Consider the following 12,968-nt stretch of genomic DNA (forward strand, 5'->3'; position numbering starts at 1 on the left):
CGCGGCGACGCCGATTCGATTCCACAATCCTGAACTGGACGGTATAGTCCACCGCGTGAACCCGGCCTACCTCCCCGTTGCCCTCGACGCGCGCGATGAGCGCGTGTTCGATGCCGTGCGCAGACTGCTGGCCGAGCAGGGCATGCAGATGAGCATGGACGCGGTGGCCCAGCATGCCGGCTGCTCCAAGCAGACCCTGTACTCGCGCTACGGCAGCAAGCAGGAACTGCTGCGCCGGGTGATGCAGCGCCACGTCGGCCACGCCACCGGGGCCATGCTGCGTGCACTCCGCGGTGACGACCTGCGTGCCAGCCTTCTCCAGTTCGCCACCGACTTCCTGGAGCATTTCAACCAACCGCACGTAGGACAGGCCTGCCGGCTGATTGCAGCCGAGGCAGCCCAGTTTCCCGAAGAGGCGCGTACGCTGTACCGGCACGGTGCCGGCGCGCTGACGCTTCATCTTGCTGAATGGATTGAAACCGTTTGCATGCAAGGCCAGCTCCGGCATGACGACCCGCACTTCATGGCCGAACTGCTGCTGAGCATGATCGCCGGTCAGGATTTCGACAAACAGCGCTTCCATACCCCCCATCGTGATGACGCGCTCCTGCGTCGGCGCTGGGCAGAGTTCTCCGTCGACAGCTTCCTGCGCGCGTTCGCGCCACAGCCGTCGCCGGCCCCGTCTACAAACCAACCCCGGAGTTCCTCCTGATGACCGCCCCACTCCGCACCCTTGCCTTGACGTGCGCCGTTGCTGTCGCGCTGGCTGCCTGCAAGAAGCCGGAACAGCAGACGCCCCCGCCGCCGGAGGTGGGCGTGATCGACGCCAAGCCGCAGACCCTGCCGCTGCAGCGCGAGCTGGTCGGCCGCCTGTCGCCGTTCCGCAGCGCCGACGTCCGCGCACGCGTACCCGGCGTGCTGCTCAAGCGCGTTTACCAGGAAGGTTCGCAGGTCAAGCAGGGCCAGACCCTGTTCCTGATCGACCCGGCGCCGTTGCGTGCCTCGCTCAACGCCTCCGAGGCCCAGCTGGCTTCGGCCCGCGCCACCTACGCCAATGCCAAGGTCGCCGCCGATCGCGCGCGCTCGCTGGCGCCGCAGCAGTTCGTCTCCAAGTCCGACCTGGACAACGCCGAATCGGCCGAGCGCACCGCCCTGGCCGCCGTCAAGCAGGCCGAAGCGGCAGTGACCTCTTCGCGGATCAACCTGGGCTACGCCGAAGTGACCGCGCCGATCAGTGGCGTGGCCAACAAGCAGCAGGTCACCGAGGGCGCGCTGGTCGGCCAGGGCGATGTGACCCTGCTGACCACCGTTGACCAGCTCGACCCGCTGTATGTGAACTTCTCGCTGAGCGTGGATGAGCTGACCCAGCTTCGCGCGCAGCAGGCCAAGGGCTCGCTGGCGCTGTCCGGCGACGGCAAGGCCACGGTCAACGTCAAGCTGGCCGACGGCAGCACCTATGGTGAGCCGGGCACGCTGGACTTCTCCTCGACCACGGTCGACCCGGCCACCGGTGCGGTGTCGCTGCGTGCGCTGCTGCCGAACCCCCAGCAGATCCTGCTGCCGGGCGCCTTCGTCAGCTTCCAGGCCAACCTGGGCGAGCGCAACAATGCCTACCTGGTGCCGCAGCAGGCGCTGCTGCGTGACACCACCGGCGGCTACGTGATGGTGGTCGGTGCCGACGGAAAGGTGGTGCGCAAGAACGTGAAGACCGATGGCGCGCAGAACGGCAACTGGCTGGTCAGCGACGGTCTGGCCGCCGGTGACAAGGTGATCGTGGCCGGCGTGCAGAAGGTCAAGGAAGGTGCACCGGCGGTGGCCAAGCCGTGGACCCCGGGGCAGGACGCCAACGGCAAGCCTGCCGCAGGCGGCGCCGCTCCGGCGGGCGCAGCACCGGCGGCAGGCAAGGCACCGGCCGACGCGGCCAAGCCGGAACAGGCCGATGCGGCCAAGCCGGCCGCCACCGATTCGAACAAGCAGTAACGGGAACCTTCCGTCATGCCTAAATTTTTCATCGAACATCCAGTCTTCGCCTGGGTGGTTGCGATCCTGATCTCGCTCAGCGGCGTGATCGCGATCCTCAACCTGGGCGTGGAGTCCTATCCCAACATCGCCCCGCCGCAGGTCACCGTCTCGGCGACCTACCCGGGCGCCAGCGCGGACACCACCGAGAAATCGGTCACCCAGGTGATCGAGCAGCAGCTGACCGGTATCGATCACCTGCTGTACTTCAGCTCCTCGTCGGCCTCCAACGGCCGCGCGCAGATCACCCTGACCTTCGAGACCGGTACCGATCCGGACATCGCCCAGGTGCAGGTGCAGAACAAGGTGTCGCTGGCCACGCCACGACTGCCTTCGGAAGTGACCCAGCAGGGCGTGGTGGTGGCCAAGGCCAATGCCGGCTTCCTGATGGTGGTGGCGCTGCAGTCCGATACCCCGACCATCAACCGTGACGCCCTGAACGACATCGTCGGCTCGCGCGTGCTCGACCAGGTCTCGCGTATCCCCGGCGTCGGCAGCACCCAGCAGTTCGGTTCCGAGTACGCCATGAACATCTGGCTGAACCCGGAGAAGATGCAGGGCTATGGCCTGTCGGCCAGCCAGGTACTGGCCGCGGTACGTGCGCAGAACGTGCAGTTCGCCGCCGGTGCGCTGGGTTCGGACCCGTCGCCGGAAGGCCAGCACTTCACCGCCACGGTCTCGGCCGAAGGCCGCTTCAGCTCGCCGCAGGAATTCGAGAACATCATCCTGCGCGCCAACGCCGATGGCTCGCGCGTGCTGCTCAAGGACATCGCCCGCGTCGCCTTCGGTGCCAACAACTACGGCTTCGACACCCAGTACAACGGCAAGCCGACCGGCGCCTTCGCCATCCAGCTGCTGCCGGGCGCCAACGCCCTGAACGTGGCCGAAGCGGTGCGCGCCAAGATGGACGAGCTGCAGCCCAGTTTCCCGTCCGGGGTGACCTGGTTCTCGCCGTACGACAGCACCACCTTCGTCAAGATCTCGATCCAGGAAGTGGTCAAGACCCTGTTTGAAGCGGTCCTGCTGGTGTTCCTGGTGATGCTGATCTTCCTGCAGAACTTCCGCGCCACCCTGATCCCGACCCTGGTCATCCCCGTCGCCCTGCTCGGTACCTTCCTGGGCATGTGGATGATCGGCTTCACGATCAACCAGCTGACCCTGTTCGCGATGGTGCTGGCGATCGGCATCGTGGTCGACGATGCGATCGTGGTGATCGAGAACGTCGAACGCATCATGAGCGAGGAAGGCCTGGCGCCGAAGCCGGCCACGCAGAAGGCGATGACCCAGATCACCGGCGCGGTGGTGGCGATCACCGTCGTGCTGGCGGCGGTGTTCATCCCGTCCGCCCTGCAGGGCGGCGCCGCCGGTGAGATCTACAAGCAGTTCGCCCTGACCATCGCCATCTCGATGGCGTTCTCGGCGTTCCTGGCACTGGGCTTCACCCCGGCGCTGTGCGCGACCTTCCTCAAGCCGACGCACAACGACAACCCGAACATCGTCTACCGCACCTTCAACAAGTACTACGACAAGATCAGCCACACCTACGTGGGCCACATCACCTCGGCGGTGCGCCATGCGCCGCGCTGGATGATCCTGTTCGTGGTGCTGACCGCGCTGTGCGGCTTCCTGTTCACCCGCATGCCGGGCAGCTTCCTGCCGGAAGAAGACCAGGGCTATGCGCTGGCGATCGTGCAGCTGCCGCCGGGCTCGACCAAGGGCCAGACCAACGAAGTGTTCGCGCAGATGCGTGGCATCCTGGAAAAGCAGGATGGCTATGAAGGCATGCTGCAGGTGGCCGGCTTCAGCTTCGTCGGTTCCGGCGAGAATGTGGGCATGGGCTTCATCCGCCTGAAGCCGTGGGAGGAACGCAAGTTCACCGCGCCCGAGTTCATCCAGAACATGAACGGCGCGTTCTACGGCATCAAGGAAGCGCAGATCTTCGTGGTCAACCTGCCCACCGTGCAGGGCCTCGGCCAGTTCGGCGGCTTCGACATGTGGCTGCAGGACCGCAGTGGTGCCGGCTACGAACAGCTGACCCAGGCGCGCAACATCTTGCTGGGCAAGGCCGCGCAGAAGCCCGAAGCCCTGGTCGGCGTGCGTCCGAACGGGCTGGAGAACGCCCCGCAGCTGCAGCTGCACGTGGACCGCGTGCAGGCGCAGTCGATGGGCATGTCGGTGTCGGACGTGTACAGCACCATCCAGCTGATGCTGGCCCCGGTCTATGTCAACGACTTCTTCTACGAAGGCCGCATCAAGCGCGTGACCATGCAGGCCGATGGCCCGTACCGCACCGGCCAGGAGTCGCTGAAGAGCTTCTACAGCCCCTCCACCCTGACCCAGAACGCCGATGGCACCAACGCGATGATCCCGCTCAACACGGTGGTCAAGTCCGAATGGGTGTCGGCACCGCCGTCGCTGAGCCGCTACAACGGCTACTCGGCGATCAACATCGTCGGCTCGCAGGCCCCGGGCACCAGCTCGGGCGAAGCGATGCAGACCATGGAGAGCATCGTCAACGACGACCTGCCCGCCGGCTTCGGCTACGACTGGTCCGGCATGTCCTACCAGGAAATCCTGGCCGGCAATGCCGCCACGCTGCTGCTGGTGCTGTCCATCGTGGTGGTGTTCCTGTGCCTGGCCGCCCTGTATGAAAGCTGGTCGATCCCGGTGGCGGTGCTGCTGGTGGTGCCGCTGGGCGTGCTGGGCGCACTGGGCCTGTCGATGCTGCGCGGCCTGCCCAACGATCTGTTCTTCAAGATCGGCCTGATCACCGTGATCGGCCTGGCCGCGAAGAACGCGATCCTGATCGTGGAGTTCGCGGTGGAGCAGCGCGCAGCCGGCAAGAACCTGCGCGATGCCACCATCGAAGCGGCCCGCCTGCGCTTCCGCCCGATCCTGATGACCTCGTTCGCGTTCATCATGGGCGTGATCCCGATGGCGATCTCCACCGGCGCCGGCGCCAATTCCCGCCACGCCATCGGTACCGGCGTGATCGGCGGCATGCTGTTCGCCACCCTGCTCGGCCTGCTGATGATCCCGGTGTTCTTCGTGGTCGTGCGCCGCATGCTGGGCGACAAGCTGGATGAACCGTCCAAGGAGTTCATGGAACGCCAGCGCGACGCGGATGCTGCACACCGCCCGGATCGTTGATCCGGCAGTGCGCTGAAACGAAAAGGCCCCGGAGCGATCCGGGGCCTTTTTCTTGCCGCTTTTGAATTCATGCCAACCAAGGTTGGCATCTACCAGGGCAACGGCATGCCCGGTAGCCGCCAACCTTGGTGGGCGCCGTTCGAGTCACGTCTCAGCGCAACAGCGCGACCACCACGCACACTGCCACGATTACCAGTGCAGCCCACTGCATCGGCACGAAGAAGAAATGATGGGGCGCCACTTCGCCCTTCTGCCGGGGTGCGATCGGCGTGATCAGTGTCAGGATTCCCCAACCACGATAGATCATCTGTGCAGACCGTATGGAAACGGCCTGCATTGGAACAGATCCGGCATCGTTCGGCCAAGAGCACAGCGCATCCACGCGTGGCGCGGATCGACCGGCCGCGCCGCCATTGCAGCGGCGCGGCCGTTGCGTCTCAGCGCAGTCCGGTTTCGTTGCGGGCGATCACCAGGCGCTGGATTTCCGAGGTGCCTTCATAGATCTCGGTGATCTTGGCATCACGGAAGTAACGCTCCAGCGGCATCTCCTTCGAGTACCCCATGCCGCCGTGGATCTGCACCGCCTGGTGGGTGATCCACATCGCCGCTTCCGAGGCGGTGAGCTTGGCGATGGCGGCTTCGTTGCTGAAGCGCTTGCCCTGGCCCTTCACCCAAGCCGCGCGCAACGTCAGCAGCAGCGCTGCATCCAGCTTGCACTTCATGTCGGCAATCTTGGCCTGGGTCATCTGGAAGGTGCCGATGGCGGCACCGAAGGCCTTGCGCTCCTTCACGTACTCCAGGGTCGCTTCATAGGCGGCACGGGCGATGCCGATGGCCTGCGAGGCGATACCGATGCGGCCGGCATCGAGCACGCTCATGGCGATCTTGAAGCCCTCGCCTTCCTGGCCCAGCACGTCCTCGGCCTGCGCCACGTAATCATTGAACTCGATCTCGCAGGTGGCCGAGGCGCGGATGCCCAGCTTGGGCTCGGTCTTGCCACGACCGAAACCGGCCTTGTCGGTATCGATGAGGAAGGCGGTGATGCCGCGCGCGCCCTTGTCCGGCTCGCTCATCGCGAACAGCACGATGTACTTGGCCACCGGGCCGGAGGTGATCCAGCTCTTCTTGCCGTTGATGACGAAGGTGCCGTCGGCCTGCTTCACCGCGCGGCAGCGCATGGCGGTGGCATCGGAGCCGGACTGCGGCTCGGTCAGCGCGAACGCGCCAATGGCCTCGCCCTCGGCGATGGCACGCACGTAGGTCTGCTTCTGCTGCTCGGTACCGTGGGTGAGGATGCCGTTGCAGAACAGCGAGTTGTTGACCGACATGATGGTCGAATGGGCTGCGTCGGCGGCGGCGACCTCCACCATCGCCAGCACGTACGCAACCGGGTCCATGCCCGCGCCACCGTATTCGGTCGGCACTTCGATGCCCATCAGGCCGTTCTCGCCCAGCAGGCGGATGTTGTCGAGCGGGAACTCGCCGGTACGGTCATGGTGCTCCGCGCTCGGGGCGATCTTCTCCTGCGCGATGCGCCGCGCAACGTCCTGCAGCATCAACTGCTCTTCGGTAAAGCTGAAATCCACAACACCCTCCCGGGTACATGAAGTTATGGGCCGCATACGGCGCGCCCAGGTGCTCCGATTGTACCGGGGGCCGGCTGTTTCCGTACGCTGGCGACTTGACCGCGGCAGGCCTTCTCGGCGAATATATCTCTATATCGCGATAGGTAGATATTTATGGATCTGGAAGACTGGTCGACCCGCCTGAAGGTGTTCGCCGATGCCACCCGCGTGCGCCTGCTGGCGCTGCTGGAGCAGGAGGAGCTGACCGTGGCCGAACTGTCGGCAATCACCCGGCTGGCGCAGCCGCGCGTGTCCACCCACCTGGCGCGCCTGAAGGAAGCCGGCCTGGTCCGCGACCGCCGTGCCGGCGTGTCGGCCTACTACCGTTTCGACGAAGCCCAGCTGGACCCGGCGCAGCGTGCATTGTGGCATGCCTTGAGCAACGGAAGCGACGACCCGTTGCTGCGCCAGGATGCCGAGCGCGTGGCTGCAGTGCTGGCCCACCGCGCCTCTGACCAGAACTGGGCCGACAGCGTGGCCGGCGACATGGAGCGCCACTACTCTCCGGGCCGTACCTGGGAGGCGCTGGCGCGCACCGCCTTGCCGTTGCTGGAGACCGGCGACGTGCTGGACATCGCCTCCGGTGACGGCGTGCTGGCCGAACTGGTCGCCCCCCACGCCAAGCGCTACATCTGCATCGATACCAGCGCGCGCGTGGTCGCCGCTGCCAGCGAGCGCCTGCGCCGGCTGCCCAATGTGGAAGTCCGCGAGGGTGACATGCATGCCCTGCCGTTCAAGGACGGCAGCTTCGACCTGGTGGTGCTGATGCACGCGCTGACCTATGCCAGCAAGCCGGCGCAGGCCGTAACCGAAGCCGCACGCGTGCTGCGCCCGGGCGGCCGCCTGCTGTTGTGCAGCCTGGCCCGTCACGAGCACAAGGCAGCGGTGGAGGCCTATGGCCACGTCAACCTCGGCTTCAGCGACAAGGAGCTGCGCAAGTTCGTCGACAAGGCCGGCCTGCAGGTGTCCAGCCTGGAAACGGTCACCCGCGAGAAGCGTCCGCCGCACTTCGAAGTGATTTCGCTGATCGCCAACAAGCCCTGAGCCCGAGACCACCATGCCCGCCCTGCCCTGGTTGCATCCTGACCGTGCCAACGCCCTGCTCGACGCCCTGCGCGAGCGGATCCTGATCATCGACGGCGCGATGGGCACGATGATCCAGCGCCATGGTCTGCAGGAAGACGACTACCGCGGCGAGCGATTCGCCGGTGGCTATGACCATGCGCACGGTCCCGGCTGCGACCACGGCACGCCTGAAGGCCATGACCTGAAGGGCAACAACGACCTGCTGCTGTTGACCCGGCCGCAGGTCATCGCCGACATCCATACCGCATACCTGGACGCCGGGGCGGATCTGGTCGAGACCAACACCTTCAACGCCACTTCGGTCAGCCAGGCCGACTACCACCTCGAACACCTGGTGTACGAGCTGAACAAGGCCGGCGCCGCCGTTGCACGCGCCTGCTGCGATGCGGTGGCTGCGGCCACGCCAAGCAAGCCGCGCTTCGTGATCGGGGTGATCGGTCCCACCAGCCGCACCGCTTCGATCAGTCCCGACGTCAACGATCCGGGCTTCCGCAACACCAGCTTCGACGAGTTGCGCGACACCTATCGCGAAGCCATCGAGGGCCTGATCGATGGCGGCGCCGACACCCTCATGGTCGAGACCATCTTCGACACGCTCAATGCCAAGGCCGCGCTGTATGCGCTGGAGGAGGCCTTCGACGCGCGTGGTGCACGCCTGCCGGTGATGATCTCCGGCACCATTACCGACGCCTCCGGGCGCACCCTGTCCGGGCAGACCGCCGAGGCCTTCCATGCGTCACTGGCGCATGCGCGCCCGCTGTCGATCGGCTTGAACTGCGCGCTGGGCGCCGAGGCGATGCGCCCGCACGTGGAGACCCTCTCGCAGGTCGCCGACTGTTACGTCAGCGCGCACCCCAACGCGGGCCTGCCCAACGCCTTCGGCGAGTACGACGAAACGCCTGAAGAGATGGCCACCACCCTGCGCGGCTTCGCCGAGGATGGCCTGTTGAACCTGGTCGGCGGCTGCTGCGGCTCCACCCCCGACCACATCCGTGCGATCGCCCGGGCCGTGGCCGGGCTGCCGCCGCGCGCCCTGCCCGGTGTCCAGGAGCAGGCCGCATGAATGTCGCCGCCACCGTTCCACACTTCCCGCCCTCCTGCTGTTGAGCCGACGCCCGCCATGACGCCTGTCCGCCCTACCCGCCTGTCCGGCCTGGAACCCCTGGTCATCACTCCGGACCTGCTGTTCATCAACGTCGGCGAACGCACCAACGTCACCGGCAGTGCGCAGTTCCGCAAGCTCATCAAGGAAGGCCGCTACGAAGAAGCGGTGGACGTGGCCCGCCAGCAGGTCGCCAGCGGCGCGCAGATCCTCGACGTCAACATGGACGAGGGCCTGATCGATTCGGAAGCGGCGATGACCCGCTACCTCAACCTGATCATGTCCGAGCCGGACATCGCCCGCATCCCGGTCATGGTCGACTCCTCCAAGTGGAGCGTGATCGAGGCCGGGCTGAAGTGCCTGCAGGGCAAGAGCGTGGTCAATTCGATCTCGCTGAAGGAAGGCGAGGCGCTGTTCCGCGAACACGCGCGCAAGGTCCTGCGCTATGGCGCCGCCGCGGTGGTCATGGCCTTCGATGAAAGCGGGCAGGCCGATACCTGCGCGCGCAAGGTCGAGATCTGCACCCGCGCCTACCGCATCCTGGTCGACGAGATCGGCTTCCCGCCGCAGGACATCATCTTCGACCCGAACATCTTCGCTGTCGCCACCGGCATCGAAGAGCACGACAACTATGCGGTGGACTTCATCGAAGCCACCCGCATCATCAAGCAGACCCTGCCGTACTGCCACGTCTCCGGCGGCGTCTCCAACGTCTCGTTCTCGTTCCGCGGCAACGAAACGGTGCGCCAGGCCATCCACTCGGTGTTCCTCTACCACGCCATCGCCGCCGGCATGGACATGGGCATCGTCAACGCCGGCGCCATGCCGATCTACGACGAGCTGGAGCCTGAGCTGCGCGAGCGCGTCGAGGACGTGATCCTCAACCGCCGCAGCGATGCCACCGAGCGCCTGCTGGAGATCGCCGAGCGCTACAAGGGCAGCAAGGGCGCGGCGAAGACCGAGGACCTGGCCTGGCGCGGGAAGCCGGTGGCGCAGCGCCTGGCACATGCGCTGGTGCACGGCCTGGATGCCTTTGTCGAGGAAGACACCGAGCTGGCCCGGCAGGCCTCCAGCCGCCCGCTGGACGTGATCGAGGGCCCGCTGATGGACGGCATGAACATCGTGGGCGACCTGTTCGGTGCCGGCAAGATGTTCCTGCCGCAGGTGGTGAAATCCGCACGCGTGATGAAGAAGGCGGTGGCCTACCTGCTGCCGTACATCGAGGCGGAGAAGGCACGCAGCGGTGATACCGCCAAGAGCAATGGCAAGATCATCATGGCCACGGTGAAGGGCGATGTGCATGACATCGGCAAGAACATCGTCGGCGTGGTCCTGGCCTGCAACAACTTCGAGGTGGTCGACCTGGGCGTGATGGTGCCGGCGCAGAAGATCCTCGATGCCGCCCGCGAGCACAACGCCGACCTGGTCGGCCTGTCCGGACTGATCACCCCGTCGCTGGAGGAGATGAGCCACGTCGCCCGCGAGATGGAGCGCCAGGGCTTCGACCTGCCGCTGCTGATCGGCGGCGCCACCACCTCGCGCGCGCACACCGCGCTGAAGATCGACCCGCACTACAAAGCGCCTACGGTGTGGGTGAAGGACGCCTCGCGCGCGGTGGGCGTGGCCCAGTCGCTGATCTCACGCGACCTGCGCGAAGCCTTCGTCGCCGCCAACGAAGCCGACTATGCCGAGATCCGCGCCCGCCACCGCAACCGTGGCGACGCCAAGCGCCTGGTGACGCTGGAACATGCGCGCGCGCAGAAATTCCAGGGCGGCTGGGACAGCTACACGCCACCGGCACCGGAACAACCCGGCCTGCACGTATTCGACGACTACCCGCTGGACGAGCTGGTCGACTACATCGACTGGACGCCGTTCTTCCAGGCCTGGGAGCTAGCCGGCAAGTTCCCGGCCATCCTCACCGACGAGATCGTCGGCACCCAGGCCAGCGAGCTGTACCGCGATGCGCGCGCGATGCTCGAGCGCATCGTCGGCGAGAAGTGGCTGACGGCCAAGGCCGTGTTCGGCCTGTGGCCGGCCAACAGCATCGGCGACGACGTCCGCGTGCAGCACCCGCAGGGCGAAACCACCCTGCACTTCCTGCGCCAGCAGGTGGACAAGCCGGCCGAGCGCCCGGACTTCTGCCTGGCCGATTTCATCGCGCCCCTCGACAGTGGCAAGCAGGACTGGATCGGCGCGTTCGCAGTCACTGCCGGTATCGGCATCGACGCGCACGTCGCGCGCTTCGAGGCCGAGCATGACGACTACAACGCGATCCTGCTGAAGGCACTGGCCGACCGCCTCGCCGAGGCGCTGGCCGAGCGCCTGCACCAGCGCGTGCGTACCGAGTTCTGGGGCCATGAGCGCGCCGAGGCGCTGGACAACGACGCCCTGATCGACGAGCAGTATCGCGGCATCCGGCCGGCGCCTGGCTATCCGGCCTGCCCGGAACACAGCGAGAAACGGCGCCTGTTCGACCTGCTGCAGGCCGAAGCAAACGCCGGCATGGAATTGACCGAGAGCTTCGCGATGCTGCCCACGGCCGCTGTCTCGGGCTACTACTTCAGCCATCCGCAGAGCCAGTACTTCGTGGTCGGCCGGCTCAGCCGCGAACAGGTCAGCGATTACGCCCGCCGCAAGGGCGTGGACCGCGCCCAGGCCGAACGCTGGCTGGCCTCCAACCTCGACTACGACCCCGAATGACACAAAAAGGGGACGGAGGGGATTAAGTCGCTTATGCACAAACGACTTAATTCCCTCCGTCCCCTTTTTTGCCTCATCATTCCGCGATGACCGTTCCCGTTGCCCGCCTCTCCAGCTTCTACCTGTTCTACTACGCGGCGCTGGGCGCGTTCACTCCGTACTGGAGCCTGTTCCTGAGCGCGCGCGGCATGAGCGTGACGGCCATCAGCGTGATGATGGGCCTGTGGTACGCCACCCGCGTGATCGCGCCCAGCACCTGGACCTCGCTGGCGGCCGCATCGCCACGACCGATCCGCCTGCTGCGCGCGGGCTGCGTGCTGACCCTGCTCAGCTTCGCGGTATTCCTGCTGCCGCTGCCACAGCCGTGGATGTACCCGGCGATGGTGGTGTTCTGCTTCTTCTACAACGCGGTGATGCCGCAGTTCGAGTCGATCACCCTCACCCATCTGGGCAACGACAGCCATCGCTACGGGTTGATCCGGGTCTGGGGCTCGCTCGGCTTCATCGCCGTCGTGACCCTGTTCGGCTGGCTGATCGAAGATGACGGCACGGCCAGCCACGCCGGGCTGCTGCCGTGGATGATGCTGCCACTGTTCGCGCTGCTGGTCGCCTCGGCCTTCAGCAACCACTACGCGCGCGGCGTCGGCAAGACCGGCGGCGACGCCAGCGGCTTCTGGCAGATCGTGCGCCGACCGCCGGTGCTGGCGTTCTTCCTGGCCGCCTTCATGGAGCAACTGTCTTTCGGCCCGTACTACACGTTCTTTTCGGTCTACATGGACCATCACGGCTACCGCACCTCCACCCTGGGCCTGTTGTGGACCATCGGTGTGGTCTTCGAAGTGGGCGTGTTCTTCACCATCGGCCGCTTCTTCCGCCGCTATGACGCCAGCTGGATGCTGTTGATCGCGCTGGTCAGTTCCTGCCTGCGCTGGGCCGTGACCGCACTGTTCCCGGAAAACCTGCCGGTGATGCTGCTGGCGCAGAGCGCGCACGCGCTGGGCTTTGCGGCGTTCTTCGCAGCAGCGATGCAGATGTTGGCGACCTACTTCCCCGGTCGCCTCAATGGGCATGGCCAGGGGCTGCTGTACGGATTCTCGTCCGGTGTCGGCGGTGTGCTCGGCGCACTCATTGCCGGCCAACTGTGGAAGATCGACGATGGTCGCACCGCGTTCCTGGCCGGCAGCGGCTTCGCCCTGATTGGCGCCCTGCTCTGTTTCTTCGCACTGAGCCTGCCGCTCATACGTGCGCGACGGAACAGCCGCGTGCGCTGACCCCTGCCCGGC

9 protein-coding genes are annotated in these 12,968 nt (G+C 66.2%); 7 read left to right on the plus strand and 2 right to left on the minus strand.

Translation table 11 applies throughout. The features are described from left to right. Positions 1-55: 55 nt before the first annotated feature. The 3 genes from AC5P98_RS12715 to AC5P98_RS12725 are packed head-to-tail and all read left to right on the plus strand — an operon-like array spanning position 56 to position 5,169. A complete protein-coding gene (locus AC5P98_RS12715; RefSeq protein ID WP_046431559.1) occupies positions 56-712 on the plus strand; it encodes a TetR/AcrR family transcriptional regulator in 657 nt (218 codons plus the stop codon). Continuing rightward, positions 712-1,980, plus strand: a complete 1,269-nt coding sequence (locus tag AC5P98_RS12720; RefSeq protein ID WP_032962064.1) for an efflux RND transporter periplasmic adaptor subunit — start codon at positions 712-714, stop codon at positions 1,978-1,980. Before AC5P98_RS12715 ends, AC5P98_RS12720 begins: the two co-directional genes overlap by 1 nt. 15 nt (positions 1,981-1,995) lie before the next feature. Then, positions 1,996-5,169, plus strand: coding sequence for a multidrug efflux RND transporter permease subunit (locus AC5P98_RS12725; protein ID WP_046431562.1), 3,174 nt, complete (start codon positions 1,996-1,998; stop codon positions 5,167-5,169). A gap of 151 nt (positions 5,170-5,320) precedes the next feature. On the opposite strand, the gene AC5P98_RS12730 is transcribed toward AC5P98_RS12725, so the two are convergent. Next, positions 5,321-5,506, minus strand: a complete 186-nt coding sequence (locus tag AC5P98_RS12730) for a hypothetical protein (RefSeq protein ID WP_141098870.1) — start codon at positions 5,504-5,506, stop codon at positions 5,321-5,323. Between the two features lie 100 nt (positions 5,507-5,606). Continuing rightward, complete coding sequence (locus AC5P98_RS12735) at positions 5,607-6,755, minus strand: acyl-CoA dehydrogenase family protein (protein WP_049408570.1); 1,149 nt, start codon at positions 6,753-6,755, stop codon at positions 5,607-5,609. Between the two features lie 153 nt (positions 6,756-6,908). On the opposite strand from AC5P98_RS12735, the gene AC5P98_RS12740 reads away from it, so the two are divergent. The 4 genes from AC5P98_RS12740 to AC5P98_RS12755 all read left to right on the plus strand — a co-directional run bounded on the left by AC5P98_RS12740 (position 6,909) and on the right by AC5P98_RS12755 (position 12,956). Beyond that, complete coding sequence (locus AC5P98_RS12740) at positions 6,909-7,838, plus strand: ArsR/SmtB family transcription factor (protein WP_014037755.1); 930 nt, start codon at positions 6,909-6,911, stop codon at positions 7,836-7,838. Positions 7,839-7,851: 13 nt separating this feature from the next. After that, on the plus strand, positions 7,852-8,943 hold the full coding sequence (locus tag AC5P98_RS12745; protein WP_049408567.1) for a homocysteine S-methyltransferase family protein: 1,092 nt from the start codon (positions 7,852-7,854) through the stop codon (positions 8,941-8,943). Positions 8,944-9,000: 57 nt separating this feature from the next. Beyond that, positions 9,001-11,685 carry a methionine synthase gene (metH, locus tag AC5P98_RS12750; RefSeq protein ID WP_032962075.1) on the plus strand — a complete coding sequence of 895 codons (2,685 nt, stop codon included), beginning with the start codon at positions 9,001-9,003 and terminating at the stop codon, positions 11,683-11,685. Between the two features lie 86 nt (positions 11,686-11,771). Further along, a complete protein-coding gene (locus AC5P98_RS12755; protein WP_049408565.1) occupies positions 11,772-12,956 on the plus strand; it encodes an MFS transporter in 1,185 nt (394 codons plus the stop codon). Positions 12,957-12,968 lie beyond the last annotated feature (12 nt).

The organism is Stenotrophomonas sp. YJH_SMC_135, from assembly GCF_059372355.1.

Bases quoted from the DNA above. Each gene is read 5' to 3' on its own strand.
- AC5P98_RS12720 (WP_032962064.1), top strand. From the start codon at position 712: ATGACCGCCCCACTCCGCACCCTTGCCTTGACGTGCGCCGTTGCTGTC.
- AC5P98_RS12725 (WP_046431562.1), top strand. From the start codon at position 1,996: ATGCCTAAATTTTTCATCGAACATCCAGTCTTCGCCTGGGTGGTTGCG.
- AC5P98_RS12730 (WP_141098870.1), bottom strand. From the start codon at position 5,506: ATGCAGGCCGTTTCCATACGGTCTGCACAGATGATCTATCGTGGTTGG.
- AC5P98_RS12740 (WP_014037755.1), top strand. From the start codon at position 6,909: ATGGATCTGGAAGACTGGTCGACCCGCCTGAAGGTGTTCGCCGATGCC.
- AC5P98_RS12745 (WP_049408567.1), top strand. From the start codon at position 7,852: ATGCCCGCCCTGCCCTGGTTGCATCCTGACCGTGCCAACGCCCTGCTC.
- metH (WP_032962075.1), top strand. From the start codon at position 9,001: ATGACGCCTGTCCGCCCTACCCGCCTGTCCGGCCTGGAACCCCTGGTC.
- AC5P98_RS12755 (WP_049408565.1), top strand. From the start codon at position 11,772: ATGACCGTTCCCGTTGCCCGCCTCTCCAGCTTCTACCTGTTCTACTAC.